We start from the raw sequence: 16,683 nt of genomic DNA, 5'->3' as shown, positions 1-16,683 counted from the left end.
CGCCGCAACATGCGACTCACGTACCCCATGCACCCCGCGCGACACGACCGGAAACCAGGCGGACCAGTTTAGTTATGTACTTATCCGGCGCACCCCGATCAGAGGTTCGCGCTGGTTGCGGATTCAACGCCGAACGGGGGCACCCGTCGCAAAGCAGAAGCGTTACCCCCGACCACTGCCCCCGCACGGTGGGCCCATGCCCGAGTCGCCCGAATGGGGTCGACGGCGGGCGCCCACGGGGTCACGAATCGACCGGAAATCCCCACCCCCGACCCCCGAAAACCCGATCTGCCCGGAAACCAAACAAGCTGCAGAGGACCCCGCCACTGTGTAAAAATACGATCCGCTCGCGACGCGTTCATGCGCCGCCCGCTTTCGTGGCATGCCAGCCGTGCCGCGCATCCGATTCCTCTCGCGGGAATTCGACCCCGGACAACGCCGCGCCCCACGGGGACGCCGCCGAAGACGGGGCCGAGCGACCGCGCCAGAAACGTTCCCAAAAGCCGGAGACTTCATGACCACGTCCCTCATCGCCGCTGATCCCAAGCAGCGCAAGCGCGTCCTGTCGGGCACGCTCGTCGGCACCACCATCGAGTGGTACGACTTCCTCATCTACGCGCAGGCCGCCGGCATCGTGCTGGCGCCCCTGTACCTGGAGCCCGCCGCCCAGGACAACGCGCAGTTCGCGCAGATCATCGCCTGGGCGACCCTGGGCATCTCATTCCTGTTCCGCCCGCTGGGCGCCGTCATTGCCGGCCACCTCGGCGACAAGTACGGCCGCAAGATGATCCTGGTGTTCACCCTCATCGGCATGGGCGTGGCCACCTTCCTCATCGGTCTGCTGCCGACTTACGACACCATCGGCATCGCCGCACCGATCCTTCTGATCCTGCTGCGCATCCTGCAGGGCGTCTCCGCCGGCGGCGAGTGGGGCGGCGCGGCCCTGATGTCCGTCGAGTACGCCCCGGACAACCGCCGCGGCCTGTTCGGCGCGTTCCCGCAGTCCGGCGTCCCGCTGGGCCTGACCATCGCCACCTCGGTCATGCTGATCACCATGGGCATCGTCGGCACCGAGAACTACCTCGCCTGGGGCTGGCGCATCCCGTTCCTGCTCTCCATCGTGCTGGTCGTCATCGGCTACGCCATCCGCCGCCTCGTCGACGAGTCCCCGGTGTTCCAGGCCATGCAGGCCGAGTCCGCCGAGCGTTCCGCCCCGCTGCCGCTGTTGTTCAAGAAGCACTGGGGCAAGGTCATCCAGGGCGCGCTGATCTTCGCCGCCCAGCAGGCCGCCGGTTACCTGGTCATCGCCTTCTTCGGTTCCTACGCGCAGAAGACGCTGGGCCTGTCCCCGGCCGTCGCGTGGACCGGCACCCTGGTCGGCGGCATCCTGTGGACGATCTTCATGTTCGTCGCCGGCGCGTGGTCCGACAAAATCGGTCGCCGCAACACGTTCATCATCGGCTACGTGCTGCTGGTCATCGTCGAGGCGATCATGTGGTTCCTCGTCGACTCCGGCAACCCGTTCCTGTACGTCCTGGCGATCGCCCTGCTGGCCCTGCCGCTGGCACTGACGCTCGGTCCCCAGCCGGCCATGTACGCCGAGATGTTCCCCGCCGACGTGCGCTACTCGGGCGTGTCCATCGCCTACGCCCTCGGTGCGGTCCTGGGTGGCGCGTTCGCCCCGATGATCGCCCAGCTGATCCTGGACTCCACCGGCCAGGCGTGGATGATCTCCATCTACCTGATCGGCCTGACCGTCCCGGCGTTCATCGCGCTGCTGATGCTGCCGAAGAACATGGAGGAGCGCGACCTCCTGACCATGCGCCACGAGGACGTGTAGTCCGCCTCCGCGCGGCTCTCCACCCACACCGCGCGATCTCCGGACCGCCCCCTGAGCGGCCCGCAGCGCGTCTCCGCTTCGACGCCCGCCCGCCCCGAGTTTTCGGCGCCGGCGGGTTTCGGCGTTGATGGGCCCCGGCGCACGAGAAAACCCCGGGCCAGAATCTGACCCGGGGTTTTGGCGGAGCCGCCTGCGAGAATCGAACTCGCGACCTTTTCATTACGAGTGAAGCGCTCTACCGACTGAGCTAAGGCGGCGTGGTCGCCACGACATGCGCGGTTACCGCCGAAATCTTAACGCACCGTCCGCGCGGCCCAAAATCCGGCCCCCACCGGCGCGAATCACGGGATCGCTTGACGACGTCCCACCGCTACCGCTGCCCCACCCCGCACGCCAATTGCAGCGTGCCCATCATCCCGTCGAGGGCGACGGCGGGGCGAACGTTGCGGCCCATGGCCTCGCGGGCGTCCATGACCGCGTCGATGCACGTGACGAGGCCTTCCGGCGACACCCGCCGCGCCAGCTCCAAGGACGTGCGGCAGCGATCCGGGTTGATGAGCGCCGGGCCGACCTCTGCGGCGTCGTCACCCGCGGCTGAGCCACCACCTGCACCACCACTGGCGCTACTGCCACCGCCCACGCCACCATTGCCCGAGCCGCCATCGACGTCGACGCCCGACGCCACCATCAGCGCATCGCGCAGCAGACCGACCATGTCCATCAACGCGATGTCCACCAGGTCGAACTCCTCGCGCTTGCGGCGGCGCTTCTGGTTCTCCTCCAGCTCCTTGATCACTCCGGCCGACCCGCGCGTGGCCGCCTGCGCGCCCTTGCCCTTCGCCCCGAGGCCGAGAGCATTGGTCAGCTGCTCCAGCTCCTTTTCCTCCTTGGGCTCGTTGCGCCGCTTCGACTCCTTCTCGGCTTCGGAGGACAACTCGCGCGTGCGCAGGTACGCGGTGGCGGGATCGAAGATCGCCTCGACCAGATCCAGCGCCCGCCCCCGCCACGCCCGCGTGCCCTCGTCGGTGGCCAAACCCTTCGCCCTCCCGATGTGGCCGTTGGCGATGGTCCCGGCCCATTCCGCCTGCTCCACGGTCAGCTCCGGATTGCCCATCCGCAGCGCGGCAACCACATGCGCCTTCGTCGGCGTGGGCACGTAGACGTGCCGGCAGCGCGACCGCAGCGTCACGGAGAAATCCGCCGGATCGGTCGTCGGTGCGGACAGCAGGAACACGGTGCGCTCCGGCGGCTCCTCCACCGCCTTCAGCAGCGCGTTGGCCGACTCGTCGTTGAGCCGGTCCGCGTCCTCGACGATCACCACCCGCCAATCCGCCGTCGTCGGCCGCCGGTGCGCCCACGGGATGACGTCCGAGCGCACCACCTTCACCTGGATCACCGACCCCTGCGTGGTCACCTTTTTCAAATCACCGTGCGTATCCGCCGCCACGGTCTGGCAGCCCCGGCACCGGCCGCACCCCACGACGTCCGGATCGGTGCACAACAGCGCCTGCGCGAACGCCTCCGACGCGATCGACCGCCCCGAACCCGGCGGCCCGGTGAACAACCACGAGTGCGTCATCGCCCCGTTCCGGTCCGCCGCCGCCCGCGCCCCCGGCTCATCCCCCGCCCGCGACATCGCCCGCGCCGCCCGCGCCGCGGCCTCCAACGTCGACCGGACCCCCGCGGCCTCGGTGACGCGGTCGAAAACGCTGGTCTGTTCCATGCGCACCACGATAGCGGGCGCGGCGGATCGGACCGTCGCAAAGCAACGCACCCGCACCGACGCCACCCCGCCCGCCCACCCACCGGCGGCGACCCAAGCCCCGGCGCGGGGCGATAAGGTGGACGGCATGCAACGGTTGTGGAGGAACCTCCGGTGGCTGCGCAGCACGCCCTGGCCCGCTTACGCGGCGGCGGTGTTCCTGTGCAACCTCATCGGCGCCGTCGGCGTCGGCCTGTTCCTCGGCGTGCTTCTGCCGCTGGAGGGGCTGTCCGGGTTCACCGAGCTGCCCGGGCCGGCGTTCATCGGCCTGCTGGTGTACCTCACCGCGGCGGTGGTCGCCGGCATCGGCACCACGTGGCTGCTGTTCAAACCCGTGCTGCGCTGGCAGCGGCACCCGGACCTCCACGACCCGCGGCGCGTGCGCTACCTGATCATGCGCATCCCCGTCTACCAGGCGATTCTCGGCGGGATCATCTGGGGCACCGGCGTGCTGCTGTTCGGCATCGTCGCGCTGGTGCACTCGCCGCGGCTGGGGCTGGTCGTCGTGATCACCTCGGTGTTCGGCGGGGCGATCGTCGCGCTGATGACGTACCTGATGGCCGAGCGCCTGGTCCGGCCCGTCGCCGCCGAGGCGCTGGCCCGCCGCGCGCCGGATTCGTCGCTGGAGCCGCCCATCGGCCAGCGCCTGCTGCAGACGTGGCTGCTGACCTCGGGCCTGCCGGTCGTCGCTATCCTGCTGGTGTTCCTCGCGCAGCGCCTGGGCTACTTCACCGACAACCTCGGCGACATCCTCCCGGCGATCCTCGCGCTGGCGGTGCTGGCGCTGGTGACGGGCTACGTGGGCACGACGCTGGCGACCATGAGCATCGTCGACCCCATCCGCGACCTCACCGGCGCCGTCAACCGCGTGCGCCGCGGCGACATCGACACCCGCGTGCCCATCTACGACGGCTCCGAGATGGGCGTCCTCCAGGCCGGCTTCAACGAGATGATGCGCGGCCTGCAGGAGCGCCAGCGCGTCCGCGACCTGTTCGGCCGCTACGTCGGCTCGGAGGTCGCCCGCAAGGCGCTGGAGGAGAAGCCGACGCTGGGCGGCGAGGATCGCCTCGTCGCGGTGCTGTTCGTCGACGTCATCGGGTCGACGACCTTCGCCGTGCAGAACTCGCCGGAGGTCGTCGTCCGCGAACTCAACGCGTTCTTCGAGCACGTGGTGGATTGCGTGCACCGCAACAAGGGGATCATCAACAAGTTCCAGGGCGATGCGGCGCTGGCGGTCTTCGGTGCGCCGCTGCCGCTGGACGACACCGCCGGCCACGCCCTGACCGCCGCACGCGAGCTGCGCCAGGAGCTGCGCGACCTGAAGCTGTCGGCGGGCATCGGCGTCGCCGCGGGGCGCGTAGTCGCCGGGCACATCGGCGCCCATGACCGCTTCGAGTACACCGTCATCGGCGACGCCGTGAACCAGGCCGCGCGCCTGACCGAGCTGGCCAAGGACACCCCCGGCCAGGTGCTGGCCACCGCGTCGACGGTGCGCCTGGCCAACGAGGACGAGCAGGCCCGCTGGACGTCGCTGAAGTCCGTCGAGCTGCGCGGCCGCACGCACATGACGCAGCTGGCGCGGCCGATTCGCGCGACGTTGGCGGATCGCTCCTAGTTTTTCGCTTGACGACGGGCCGGCCGCCCCACGACCGCCCGTTCCCCCTGGGCGCCGTGACAGTCGAGGGCGGCGCAGCCGTCGCCGGGTCCTGGAGCGTCGCAAAGTAGTGCCACGCCTCCACAAACCCCCAGGTCGCGGTTCTCGCGGCCACAAAAATGGGGACTTTCCGACGCCCGCAGCCCCCACGGCCGCGACCAGCTGCGGGCGCGGCGACGGCCCGGCTCCCCCGTCATTCGGCGGGGAGGCCGGGCCGTCGCAAAGCAACCGTGAAAAAACGCGCTAGGACTTCTTGGTGGTCTTCTTCGCGGTCTTCTTGCTCGACTTCTTGGAGGCCTTCTTCGTCGTCTTCTTGGCCGCCTTCTTGGCGGTCTTCTTCGACGACTTCTTGGCCGCCTTCTTCGCCGCGGGACCACCCGTCGCGGCCTCCTTCGCGCGGCGCTCCGACAGCAGCTCGTTGGCGCGCGCGTCGGTGAGCGTCTCGGGGTTGTCGCCCTTGCGCAGCGACGCATTCGTCGTGCCATCGGTGACGTACGGGCCGAAGCGGCCGTCCTTGACGCTCATCGGCTTGCCGGAGACGTCGTTGTCGCCCAGCTGCTTCAGCGGCGGCTTGGCTGCGGCGCGGCCACGGCGCTTCGGCTCCGCGTAGATGCGGCGGGCCTCGTCGAGCGTCACCGTGAACAGCTGCTCCTCCGACGACAGCGAACGCGAGTCCGAGCCCTTCTTCAGATACGGGCCATAGCGGCCGTTCTGGGCCGTGATCATCTCGCCGTCGCTCGGGTCCGTGCCGACCTCGCGCGGCAGCGACAGCAGCTTCAGGGCCTCTTCCAGGGTCACCGTGGACGGCTCCATGGACGCGAACAGCGACGCCGTCTTCGGCTTGAGCGTCTCCTCGACGATCTCCGCGATCCGCTTGGCCTTCTGGTTCGCCGCGGTCTTGGTGTCCCAGTTCTTCTTGCGCATGCCGTCGGCGGCGCGCTGGGCGTCTTCCGCGGCGCGCTCCTCCGCGACGATCTCCTCGGCCTTGACCTCGACGCCGGCCTTCTCCTCGTCGGTGACGATCTCGGTGACGTAGGGGCCGTAGCGGCCGTCCTTGGCCACGATCATGCGGCCGTTGGCCGGGTTCGGGCCCAGCTCGCGGCCTCCCTGCGGCATCGCCAGCAGCTTCTCGGCGGTCTCCAAGTCCAGCTCGTCCGGGGTCATCGACTCCGGCACGTTGGCGCGCTGCACCAGATCCGCGCCCGACTCGCCGGCGCCGGGGCGCACGCGCTCCAGGTACGGGCCGTAGCGGCCCACGCGCACCACGATCGGGTTGCCGTCGGCGTCGTCGAAGACGTGCAGCGAGTTGACCCGGCGGGCGTCGATGGCCTCGAGGTTGACGTCGATGATGTTCTTCAGGCCGCCGCGCGCCGCGATGACGTCGGCGCCGCCGGAGCCGTTCTCGTCCGAATCGCCGAAGTAGAAGCCGCTGAGCCAGCGCGTCCGGTCCTCGGAACCCGCGGCTATCTCGTCGAGCTCATCCTCCAGGTCGGAGGTGAAGTCGTAGTTGACCAGGTCGGCGAAGGAACTCTCCATCAGGCCGACGACGGCGAACGCCACCCACGACGGCACCAGCGCATTGCCGCGCGAGTACACGTAACCGCGGTCCTGGATGGTCTTGATGATCGACGCGTACGTCGACGGGCGACCGATGCCCAGGTCCTCCATCTTCTTCACCAGCGACGCTTCGGTGAAGCGCGCCGGCGGGTTAGTGGCGTGGCCCTCGGGCGAGACGGAATCGACGCCGAGGGACTGGCCGGACTCCAAGCGCGGCAGGCGGCGCTCGGCGTTGTCGGCGACCTTGCGGCCGTCGCCGGTCTCGGAGACCTCGACGTAGGCCTTCAGGAAGCCGGGGAAGGTGATGGTGCGGCCGGTGGCCGACAACTCGACGGCGCGGTCACCGCCGTCGGTCGCGGACGTGCCGGCGACGATGACCTTCATCGACGTGCCGCGCGCGTCGGTCATCTGGGAGGCGACGGTGCGCTGCCAGATCAGCTCGTAGAGCTTGAACTCCTCGGCGTCCAGGACACCGGCCAGCTCGCCGGGCGTGGCGAAACGCTCGCCGGCGGGGCGGATGGCCTCGTGGGCCTCCTGCGAGTTCTTGACCTTGCGCTGATACTGGCGCGGCGCGTCGGCGACGTACTCGCGGCCGTAGAGCTCCGACGCCTGGCGGCGCGCGGCCTCGATGCCCGACTTCGACAGCGTCGTCGAGTCGGTTCGCATGTAGGTGATGTGGCCGTTTTCGTACAGGCGCTGGGCGATGCGCATGGTGCGCTCGGAGGTGTAGTGGAGCTTGCGCCCGGCCTCCTGCTGCAGCGTCGACGTCATGAACGGCGGGTAGGGCCGGCGGGTGTACGGCTTCTCCTCGACGGAGGCGACCTGCAGGGTCGCGCCGGTCAGTCCGTCGGCAAGCGAACGGGCGTCGGCCTCGCGCAGGACGGTGACGCCCTCGGGCTTCTTCAGCTGGCCGCGGTCGTCGAAGTCGCGGCCGGCGGCGACGCGCTTGCCCTCGACGGCCGACAGGCGGGCGTCGAAGCGGCGCGGCTGGGTGCGGTCGGCGGGCTCGGACCCGGTGTCCAGCGTCGCGTCGAGGTCCCAGTAACCGGCGGAGATGAACGCCATGCGCTCGCGCTCGCGCTCGACGATGACGCGGGTGGCCACGGACTGCACGCGGCCGGCGGACAGCCGCGGCATGACCTTCTTCCACAGCACCGGCGAGACCTCGTAGCCGTAGAGTCGGTCGAGGATGCGGCGGGCCTCCTGCGCGTCGACCAGGTTCTGGTCGAGTTCGCGGGTGTTGTTGGCGGCCTCGAGGATCGCCGGCTTGGTGATCTCGTGGAACACCATGCGCCGCACGGGCACCTTCGGCTTGAGCACCTCGAGCAGGTGCCAGGCGATGGCCTCGCCCTCGCGGTCGGGGTCGGTGGCGAGGTAGAGCTCGTCGACGCCGGCCAGCAGCCGCTTCAGCTCGGCGACCTTCTTCTTCTTGTCCGGGCTGACCAGGTACAGCGGCTGGAAGCCGTTGTTCACGTCGACGCCGAGCCGCGCCCACGATTCCTTCTTGTATTTGGCCGGGATGTCGGCGGCGCCGCGGGGCAGGTCGCGGATGTGGCCGACGGACGCCTCGACGATGTAGTCGTCGCCGAGGTACGGCTGGATCTTCCGTGCCTTGGTCGCCGACTCGACGATGACGAGTCGCTTGGTGCCCTTTTCGTCTGCCACCTGGTAACTGCCCTGCAACTTTCACGGTCGATGTCGGGGCCCGAGGTCCGGGTTCCCTGGTGGGCCGATGTTGGCCCGAGCCGAATCTAAAGGGATACCGTACACATGACTTCCCCTGGTGCCGCCGAACAGGGGTGTGACGGGAATCCCCCTTCCGGGGGACGGTAGACGCCACTCACCATCGCTTGACCTGCGGGTTTGCGGGATGGTTTCACGTCCCGGGAAAACTTCGCGGCCGTGCTTGACGACGTCCCGGAAATGGCGTCGTCCTCCGTCGCCCGCGGTCGCTCGCCGCCGCATGGCGCACCCGGTGCGATTGCCCGGGAACGACGACGGCCCGCCGCGGAGCACCATCCCCGTGGGGACGGAACTTCACGACGGGCCGTTGGCCCCGCTTGCTTTCAGCGGAGCCGGCGTCTGTTCAGCTCAGGCGCGAACGCCCACAACCGATGTAGATGTGCCGAGATTTAGAGACCGTGGACGTTCAGAGCCTGGGGGCCCTTCTGACCTTCACCGATCTCGAACTCGACGGGCTGGTTCTCTTCGAGGGTCTTGAAGCCGGAACCCTGAATCTCAGAGTAGTGAACGAAGACGTCGTTGCCTCCGTCGGCCGGGGCGATGAACCCGAAACCCTTCTCCGAGTTGAACCACTTAACGGTGCCCTGTGCCATTGTTGATGTACCCCTTTAGGTTGTTGGACGTGAGCGCGCCGCCTTACAGACGACGATTCAGTAGGTCAGTGTGCCACGAATCGACCGAATGTTCTGCTTCCGGGGTAGATCGACCCTCGAAAAACACCGGCGACGGGGGCAATGGTTTTCCACGAGAAAGGCGGTCAAGTGCGAGGATTCGGTCGAGAATTGCTCGAACCCGTCATTTCCGCCCACCCCCGCGCGACCGTCACCCACATCGCGGATTTGCCCCCGCGGGAGGGTCGGGCGGTCGATTGGCCGTCGTGGGTGCCCTCCCATCTGGTCACCGCACTCGACGACAGGGGCATCGCCCGGCCCTGGACGCACCAGGCGATCACCGCCGACCACGCGTGGGCCGGCCGCCACTGCGTGGTGGCCACGGGCACGGCGTCGGGAAAATCCCTCGGTTATCTGTTGCCGGTGCTCACCGGGCTCATGGCGGATCCCGCCGCGACGGCACTGTATCTTTCGCCGACCAAGGCCCTGGGCGCCGATCAGCTCGCCGCCGCACGCGAACTCGCCCTCGATGCGGTGCGTCGGGGACGTGGCGGCGGGGCGTCGTCAAGCGATGAACCCGGCGACGTGCACGCCGTGCAGGTCGCGTCCTACGACGGGGACACCCCGAAGGACGTGCGGCGGGCGGTGCGCGAAGGTGCGCGGTGGATCTTCACCAACCCGGACATGCTGCACATCGGCATGCTCGCCCGGCACCAGTGGTGGGCGCGGGTGCTGCGGAAGTTGGAGTACGTCGTCGTCGACGAGTGCCACGCCTACCGCGGGGTCTTCGGCGCCAACGTCGCGCTGGTCCTGCGGCGCCTGCTGCGCATGGCCCGCCACTACGGCGCGAACCCCACGGTGGTGTTCGCCTCCGCGACGACGGCCGATCCGGCGGCGCAGGCCGCGCGGCTGATCGGCGAGCCCGTGGAGGCGGTGCTCGACGACGGCGCGCCGGTCGGCGAACGCACCATCGCCCTGTGGGAGCCCGGCCTGCTGCCCGACCTGACCGGCGAGAACGGCGCGCCCGTGCGCAGGCCCGCCGTGACGGAGGCCGCCGACATCATGGCGGACCTGCTCGTCGACGGCGCGCGGACGCTGACGTTCACGCGGTCGCGGCGCTCGGCCGAAACGATCGCCCTGGGCGTGCGGGAGCGCCTGGCCAAACGCGGCCGCGGCGACGTCGGCGACCGCGTCGAGTCCTACCGCGCCGGCTACCTGGCCGAGGACCGCCGCGAGATCGAGCGCCGCCTCGACGACGGCGATCTGCTCGGTGTGGCCACCACCAACGCCCTGGAGCTGGGCATCGACGTCGGCGGGCTCGACGCGGTGGTGCAGGCCGGCTTCCCGGGGACGGTGGCGTCGTTCTGGCAGCAGGCCGGGCGCGCGGGCCGACGCGGGCAGGGGGCGCTGGTGGTCATGGTCGCCCGCGACGACCCGATGGACACCTACCTGGTCCACCACCCGTCGGCCCTGCTGGGGCGCCCGGTGGAGGCCACCGTCTTCGACCCCGCCAACCCCCACGTGCTGCGGGGCCATCTTTATTGTGCGGCGGTGGAATTGCCGCTGACCGACGACGTGCTCGCCGGCTGGGATGCGCTGGACGTCGCCGCTGACATGGCCGCCGACGGTTGGCTGCGCAAGCGGGCCGGCCGCTGGTACCCCACCGACCGCGACGAGGGCCCGCGCATGGCCGGGGCGCACGGCGCGGTGGACCTGCGCGGCGGCAGCGGGCAGGACGTGGCGATCGTCGACGGCACCGACGGGCGGCTGCTGGGCACCATCGACGTCGGCCGCGCGATGCAGCAGATCCACGATGGTGCGGTCTACCTGCACCGGGGCGAGAGTTTCGTCATCGACCATCTGGACCTGGAGTCGCTGCTGGCCATGGCGCACCCGGAGGAGCCGGAATGGTCGACGCATTCGCGGATGGACACCGACATCCGGATCCTGGAAATCGACGTCGTGCGCGACGTCGCCCCGGGCATCCAGGTCGCCTCGGTGGAGGTCGAGGTCGAGCACCGGGTGACGTCGTACCTGCGGCGGCTGCCGTCGGGCGAGGTGCTCGATTCGGTGGAGCTGGATTACCCGCCGGAGGTTCTGGAGACCCGCGCCGTGGCGTACACGCTGTCACCGGCGGTGCTGCGGCGGTGGGGCGTCGACGTGGCCGACGTGCCCGGCGCACTGCATGCCGCCGAGCATGCCGCGATCGGACTGTTGCCGCTGGTGGCGACGTGCGACCGGTGGGACATCGGCGGGGTGTCCACGGCGGTGCACATCGATACCAAGCAGCCGACGGTGTTCGTCTACGACGGCCATCCCGGGGGCGCGGGCTTCGCCGACCGCGGTTTCGAGGCCTTCCCCGCCTGGATCCGCGCCACCCGCGACGCCGTGGCCGCGTGCGAGTGCGAGTCCGGCTGCCCGTCGTGCATCCAGTCGCCGAAGTGCGGCAACGGCAACGAGCCGCTGGACAAGGCCGGGGCGATCAAGGTCCTGTCCGGGCTGGCGGCGGCGCTGGAGGGCTGAGGTCGGGGGGGGGCGTGCCCGGGTCATCCCGGGTCGCCGGTCTTCGCGGCCTCCCGTGCGGCGACCGCCGGGCCGCACGATTAGTATTCCGAAACATGATCGACGCCGACCAGATCCCCGCCAACGCCCTGAAGGGCCTCAAGGTCCTCAACCTCGCCGTCAACGTCCCCGGCCCGTGGGCCGCGGCGCGGTTGGGGATGTTCGGCGCGGAGGTCACCAAGGTCGAACCGCCGACGGGCGACCCCCTCGAGGCGTGGTGCCCGTCCTGGTACGCCGAGATGGCGCAGGGTGCCACCGTCGAGCGCGTCGACGCCAAGTCCGGTGCCGGCCGCGCCCGGCTCAACGAGCTTTTCGACGGCGCCGACGTCCTGATCACCTCCGTCCGCCCCTCGGCGCTGGCGCGCATGGGCATCGCCGACGCCGTCGACGAGCACCCGCACCTGTGCCACGTGGAGATCGTCGGCGACTCCGAGGATCCCGAGCACCCCGGCCACGACCTGACCTACCAGGCCGCGGCCGGTTCCCTGAACCCGCCGTCGCTGCCGCGGGTGCTGCTCGGCGATCTTCTCGGCGCCGAGCGCGCCACCTCCGCCGCGCTGGCGCTGCTGGTGCGGCGCGGCGTCACCGGCCACGGCGGCCTGGCCCGCATCGGCCTGCGCCAGGCCGCCGATGCCGGCGCCGCCGGTCACCGCCACGGCATGACGTCCGAGGGCGGCATGCTCGGCGGCGGCGTGCCCACCTACGGCCTTTACGAGGTCGAGGACGGCTGGGTCGCCGTCGCCGCCCTCGAGCGGCATTTCCACTCCCGCCTGGAGGACCTGACCGGTGCCACCGACCGCGAGACGCTGGCGAAGTACCTCCGCAGCCGCAAGCGCGCCACCGTCCTGCGCTGGGCCCACGATCACGATCTGCCCATCGCCGCCGTCGAATAGGCCGGGCGCTGCCCTCGATCGCCTCCCTTCATCGCCTCCCTTCAGCGCTGCGCTTCATCGCTTCTCTTCAGCGCCTCCCTTCACCGCTTCCCGGCACCGCGTCACTGCATCGCTCCACCCCCTTCCCCGACGGGACCGGCCCGGGCGACCGCGGTTCTCTCGCCACGCTGGACGGTGACCTGCACGTCCTCGCCATCACGGGCGCACCCGGCCAGTTCCGAGCCGTTGGCCACCGCGATCTGACCGGCGGCGTCGCAGCCCCCTCCCCCTCGTTGCGCGTCGACGGCCCCGGCCACCGCCGCCAGGTCCGCCGCGATCCCCGCCCGACGCTGTTCCACCAGACCGGCTCCGGCGTGGATCGCCGCCAACGCCAGCGCCAGCACCAACGCGGTGATGAATGCGCCGGTCACCGTCGTCGAACCGCGGTCGTCGCGGAGCAGCCTCGATCCCGGCTCCGGTCCTGGCCCCGGATTCACTGGCCGGCCGGGTCTTCGATCAGGGCGGCGGCGCGGCCGGTGACGTCGTAAAGCGCGAGGCGTTTGGCCACTGTCACCTCGACCATGCCCGCGCGCTGCGCCACCGACACCTGCGCACCGCCGACCGCACTGCGCGCCGAAGCCGCCGCTTCCACGTCGCCCCGGGCCTCGGCGCGGGCGATGTGGCCGGCGGCGTCGGTGACCGCCAGATGCGTCGCCACCACCGCGATCGCGCCGAGGGCGACCATCAGCACGGCGATGAGCGTGGACAGCGCAAACGCCGTCTCCACCGTCGCCTGCCCCGAATCGCCGGCGAACAGGCGACGCACCCTGCGGATCATTGGGTGTTCAGCGCCCGCTCGATGATGTCGGTCAGGGCGTCGGTGATCTGGCCGCCCGTGACCACGGTGTACAGCAACGCGCCGAACGCCGCCGCGGCCACGGTGCCCAAGGCGTATTCGACCGTGCTCATCCCGTGGTCGTCGGCGGCGACGCCCAGCGCACGCTCGCGCAGCGTGCGGAACAGTCGGGCGACCGGGTTCGCGGCCGCCCGCGGGACCGCGGTGCCGGAGGTGGCGGTGCCGGTTTCGATTCCGGCGCCGGTGAGGATGCCGGTGCCGGCGGTGACAGTCGTGCCGGTGTCGGTGCTGGTCTCAATCTCGATGTCGGAGTCGATGTCAGCGGGGTTGCCGGTCCAGATGTCGGGGTCGATGGTGGTCATGGTTCCTCCTGAAAAGTGATGGATGAAAAGAAGCGGGTGAACAAGTTGCGTGGCAGTGTCGGGTGACAGTGCCCGATGAACGGGACCGGTGATTTTCCGGCTGTTCCCGCAGGTGACGTCGATGTATTTGACGTCGATGTGCTTGACGACGCCGGCGGCCCCCTGATCCGCCCGGCTCCCCCGGCATGCCCGATTCGCGTGCTCATGCCGGGCCGACCGTCAATGAGCCGAGCATCGTGCCCGCCAGCCCCGCGATGGTGGGGATCAGGCCCAGCACCACGAAGGCGGGCAGGAAACACAGCGCCAGCGGACCGGCGATGAGCACGCCCGCACGTTCGGCGGTCGCCTCCGCCGCATCGCCGGCGGCCGCCCTCCGTGCCACCGCCAACTCCGCCACGCCGGCGGCCATCGCGGCCCCCGAATCCCCGGAGCGGCGGGCCAACGCCACGAGGTCCGCCAGTTCCGGGACGGCGGCCAGCGCCGACCACGGGGCGGACGCCCCCAGCGACAATCGGCCCGCGACATCGGACAACGGGCGCGCCAACCGGGCGGGGACCGCCGACGCCGTCGCCGCCGCGGCATCTCCGGGAGGCATGCCGGAGTTCATGCAGGCGGCCAGCAGATCCAGGGCCGCGGCCGCATCGAGCAGCTCCATCGGATTCGGGGCCCTCGTCCGCGGTCCGGCCACCCGACGCAGCGCCGGTGGCAGGCGATCGAGCACTGCGCCGCGTGTTCCCCCGTCTACGGAGTCAGCGGGCGGCCCCTCGTCTTCGCCGCCGCCGGCCATCGCTTCGCGCTCACCGTCGATGCCCGGCCACCGATCCATCGAGCGGGCCCGGACCGGGATCAGCGCCGCAAGGGCCAGGAGCAGCAGCGCCCACGTCATGAGGCCCCCTCCGCCGTGGCCAGAATCCGCGTCCCCCACAGCACTCCCGCACAGGTCAGCCCCACCCCGACGACGAGAACGACCCCGCCCACACCGCCCCCGAACAGGAATTGCAGCGGCCGCGCGCCAAGCAGCTGCCCCATGACCACGCCGAACATCGGCAACGCCATGAGGATGAACATGGTCACCCGCGGGCCCGCCAACGCCGCCGCCGTCCGCGACCGGTGAGCCCGGCGCGCGGCGATGTCCCCTCGCCCGTGGTCGATGACGTCGGCCAACCGCAGCCCGTGGACTTCCGCGACCCGCCACGCATCGGCGAGCCTGCGCAGCTCGACCATGGCCGGCCCACCGCCGACGGCCCGGTCCAGCGACCCCGCCACCGCCCCTCCCAGCCGGGCGCGCGACGCCGCCTCCCCCAGCGCCCCGCCCAGCGGCTCGCCGGCTTCATCCGCCGCCGCGGTCAACGCCGACACCGGCGTGGCCCCGGCCCGCAGGTCGGCGGCGAGCACGTCGGCGGCCCGCGCGGCGGACGCCGTCCCTTCCTCGGCTCCCGCGCGCCGCCGGGCCTGCGACACCAGCGACATCGCGGTGCGCGCGACAATCACCGCCGCCAACGCCACGTGCGGTCCCGCCAACAGCAGTGGCGCCGCGGCGACGAACCATGCCCATCCGGGCAGCTTCACGACGCCGCCGCGGTCCGGTTCGCCGGCTCCGGGATCAAATTCGGGAAGCCGGTCACGGGCGTCGGGCGACGGCCACCCCCACAACGCCGCCGCGAACAACAGCGGCGCGAGCGCCGACGTGCCCATCATCGGGCCACCTCCGAGTCCGACGTGAGCCGCCGGAACGTCCCCATCGCCGCTCCTTCGCCGTCCCGGTGGTGCCACGCGGTGCGCACCGTCACGGGGTTGCCGTCGAGCACCCCGACCTGGGCCAATCGGCGCCGCCCCGCCGCACGCTCGACGGCCAGGACTATCCGCAGCGCAGGCGCCAGCTGTGCGTGCAGCGCAGTGCGCCCCAGACCGCCCAGCGCGCCCAACGCCTCGAAGCGCGCCGGCACGTCGGCCGCGGTGTTCGCGTGCACGGTGCCCGCCCCGCCGTCGTGGCCGGTGTTGAGCGCCGCCAGCAGATCGACGACCTCGCCGCCGCGGATCTCCCCGACCACGATCCGGTCGGGCCGCATGCGCAGCGCCTGCCGCAGCAGGTCCCTTTGGGTGATCTCGCCGGCACCCTCGATGTTCGGCGGTCGGGCCACCAGCTTCACCACATGCGGATGATCGGGGTGCAGCTCCGGGGTGTCCTCCACGCACAGGATCCGCTCGCGTGCGGGCACCTCGGCGAGCAGCGCCGACAGCAACGTCGTCTTTCCCGTGCCGGTTCCCCCGACGACCACGAAGGCTCGTCGTGACGCGATCACCCGCCGCACCAGATCCGCCGCGACCCCGGCCACCGACCCCGAAGCCACCAGGTCGTCGAGCCCCATCGCCGCGCGCCGCAGCACGCGCAAGCTGATCAGCGTGTTGCCGTCCGCCGGCGGCGACAGCATCGCGTGGACGCGCACGCCCGCATCACCGGCCCCGCCCGGCAGATGGCCGTCGACGAAGGGCTGCGCGTCATCCAGGCGCCGCCCGCATGCCGACGCCAACCGCACCGCCAACCGCCGGACCTCCGCATCGTCGCGGAATCCCACGTCGACGCGCTCGGGCCCGCCACCGCGGTCGATCCACACCGCATCCGGCGCGGTGACCAGCACATCCGTCACGCCGGGCAGACGCAGCAACCGGTCCAGCGGCCCCGCGCCGACCAGTTCACCGCGCAACGTCCGCAGCAGTGCCAGCAGTTCCGCATCACCGACGACGCCACCGGTTTCCTCCCGCACCGCCCGCGCTATGTCCTCCGCCCCGGTGCCCGCCGCCGATTCCACCAATCGCCTGCGCACCCGGTCGAGCAGTCCCGCGTCGATGGTCCCGGCCATCAC

General features: G+C 70.9%; 13 protein-coding genes and 1 tRNA gene. 4 read left to right on the top strand and 10 right to left on the bottom strand.

All coding sequences use genetic code 11. The annotated features are described in order from the left end of the window. Positions 1–514: 514 nt before the first annotated feature. Positions 515–1,840 carry an MFS transporter gene (locus CX1_RS07990; RefSeq protein WP_046651446.1) on the top strand — a complete coding sequence of 442 codons (1,326 nt, stop codon included), beginning with the start codon at positions 515–517 and terminating at the stop codon, positions 1,838–1,840. 184 nt (positions 1,841–2,024) lie between these two features. Here CX1_RS07990 and CX1_RS07985 read toward each other — a convergent pair. Both CX1_RS07985 and CX1_RS07980 read right to left on the bottom strand, forming a co-directional pair. Next, positions 2,025–2,097 (bottom strand) — tRNA-Thr (locus CX1_RS07985). Positions 2,098–2,210: 113 nt separating this feature from the next. Then, positions 2,211–3,563: a DNA polymerase III subunit delta' gene (locus CX1_RS07980; protein WP_060925509.1), complete on the bottom strand. Its 1,353-nt coding sequence runs from the start codon at positions 3,561–3,563 to the stop codon at positions 2,211–2,213. Positions 3,564–3,690: 127 nt separating this feature from the next. Between CX1_RS07980 and CX1_RS07975 the strand changes: the two genes are divergently transcribed. Next, on the top strand, positions 3,691–5,217 hold the full coding sequence (locus CX1_RS07975) for an adenylate/guanylate cyclase domain-containing protein (protein ID WP_046651449.1): 1,527 nt from the start codon (positions 3,691–3,693) through the stop codon (positions 5,215–5,217). Between the two features lie 282 nt (positions 5,218–5,499). On the opposite strand, the gene topA is transcribed toward CX1_RS07975, so the two are convergent. Further along, positions 5,500–8,478 (bottom strand): type I DNA topoisomerase, encoded by a 2,979-nt coding sequence (topA, locus tag CX1_RS07970; RefSeq protein ID WP_046651444.1) that lies wholly within the window; start codon positions 8,476–8,478, stop codon positions 5,500–5,502. A gap of 467 nt (positions 8,479–8,945) precedes the next feature. Further along, positions 8,946–9,149, bottom strand: coding sequence for a cold-shock protein (locus tag CX1_RS07965; protein WP_046651443.1), 204 nt, complete (start codon positions 9,147–9,149; stop codon positions 8,946–8,948). Between the two features lie 141 nt (positions 9,150–9,290). Here CX1_RS07965 and CX1_RS07960 point away from each other — a divergent pair, with 141 nt between their 5' ends. Continuing rightward, complete coding sequence (locus CX1_RS07960; RefSeq protein ID WP_060925508.1) at positions 9,291–11,690, top strand: Zn-binding domain-containing protein; 2,400 nt, start codon at positions 9,291–9,293, stop codon at positions 11,688–11,690. A gap of 95 nt (positions 11,691–11,785) precedes the next feature. Next, the gene (locus tag CX1_RS07955; protein WP_060925507.1) at positions 11,786–12,622 is read left to right on the top strand and encodes a CoA transferase; all 837 of its coding nucleotides are present in this window, start codon (positions 11,786–11,788) and stop codon (positions 12,620–12,622) included. A gap of 101 nt (positions 12,623–12,723) precedes the next feature. On the opposite strand, the gene CX1_RS07950 is transcribed toward CX1_RS07955, so the two are convergent. From CX1_RS07950 to CX1_RS07925, 6 genes are all read right to left on the bottom strand, one after another. Continuing rightward, entirely contained in the window at positions 12,724–13,098 is a 375-nt protein-coding gene (locus tag CX1_RS07950) for an Rv3654c family TadE-like protein (RefSeq protein ID WP_052753378.1), read from the bottom strand. Then, the gene (locus CX1_RS07945; RefSeq protein WP_052753379.1) at positions 13,095–13,439 is read right to left on the bottom strand and encodes a TadE family type IV pilus minor pilin; all 345 of its coding nucleotides are present in this window, start codon (positions 13,437–13,439) and stop codon (positions 13,095–13,097) included. Before CX1_RS07945 ends, CX1_RS07950 begins: the two co-directional genes overlap by 4 nt. Further along, a complete protein-coding gene (locus CX1_RS12925) occupies positions 13,436–13,624 on the bottom strand; it encodes a DUF4244 domain-containing protein (protein WP_120984302.1) in 189 nt (62 codons plus the stop codon). The genes CX1_RS07945 and CX1_RS12925 overlap by 4 nt, the downstream gene beginning before the upstream one ends. A gap of 397 nt (positions 13,625–14,021) precedes the next feature. Next, complete coding sequence (locus CX1_RS07935; RefSeq protein ID WP_052753380.1) at positions 14,022–14,705, bottom strand: type II secretion system F family protein; 684 nt, start codon at positions 14,703–14,705, stop codon at positions 14,022–14,024. After that, positions 14,702–15,517, bottom strand: coding sequence for a type II secretion system F family protein (locus CX1_RS07930; protein ID WP_060925506.1), 816 nt, complete (start codon positions 15,515–15,517; stop codon positions 14,702–14,704). The genes CX1_RS07935 and CX1_RS07930 overlap by 4 nt, the downstream gene beginning before the upstream one ends. Continuing rightward, positions 15,514–16,680 (bottom strand): TadA family conjugal transfer-associated ATPase, encoded by a 1,167-nt coding sequence (locus tag CX1_RS07925; protein WP_060925537.1) that lies wholly within the window; start codon positions 16,678–16,680, stop codon positions 15,514–15,516. The genes CX1_RS07930 and CX1_RS07925 overlap by 4 nt, the downstream gene beginning before the upstream one ends. Positions 16,681–16,683 lie beyond the last annotated feature (3 nt).

It is taken from the genome of Corynebacterium xerosis NBRC 16721 = ATCC 373 (genome assembly GCF_001552415.1).
Classification (GTDB): domain Bacteria; phylum Actinomycetota; class Actinomycetes; order Mycobacteriales; family Mycobacteriaceae; genus Corynebacterium; species Corynebacterium xerosis.
This window is presented reverse-complemented; position numbering and strand designations above follow the sequence as displayed.

What these genes read in the sequence shown, in the direction of transcription:
- CX1_RS07990 (WP_046651446.1), top strand. Translation starts at nt 515, where the DNA reads ATGACCACGTCCCTCATCGCCGCTGATCCCAAGCAGCGCAAGCGCGTC.
- CX1_RS07980 (WP_060925509.1), bottom strand. Translation starts at nt 3,563, where the DNA reads ATGGAACAGACCAGCGTTTTCGACCGCGTCACCGAGGCCGCGGGGGTC.
- CX1_RS07975 (WP_046651449.1), top strand. Translation starts at nt 3,691, where the DNA reads ATGCAACGGTTGTGGAGGAACCTCCGGTGGCTGCGCAGCACGCCCTGG.
- CX1_RS07965 (WP_046651443.1), bottom strand. Translation starts at nt 9,149, where the DNA reads ATGGCACAGGGCACCGTTAAGTGGTTCAACTCGGAGAAGGGTTTCGGG.
- CX1_RS07960 (WP_060925508.1), top strand. Translation starts at nt 9,291, where the DNA reads ATGGTTTTCCACGAGAAAGGCGGTCAAGTGCGAGGATTCGGTCGAGAA.
- CX1_RS07955 (WP_060925507.1), top strand. Translation starts at nt 11,786, where the DNA reads ATGATCGACGCCGACCAGATCCCCGCCAACGCCCTGAAGGGCCTCAAG.
- CX1_RS07945 (WP_052753379.1), bottom strand. Translation starts at nt 13,439, where the DNA reads ATGATCCGCAGGGTGCGTCGCCTGTTCGCCGGCGATTCGGGGCAGGCG.
- CX1_RS07935 (WP_052753380.1), bottom strand. Translation starts at nt 14,705, where the DNA reads ATGACGTGGGCGCTGCTGCTCCTGGCCCTTGCGGCGCTGATCCCGGTC.
- CX1_RS07930 (WP_060925506.1), bottom strand. Translation starts at nt 15,517, where the DNA reads ATGATGGGCACGTCGGCGCTCGCGCCGCTGTTGTTCGCGGCGGCGTTG.
- CX1_RS07925 (WP_060925537.1), bottom strand. Translation starts at nt 16,680, where the DNA reads ATGGCCGGGACCATCGACGCGGGACTGCTCGACCGGGTGCGCAGGCGA.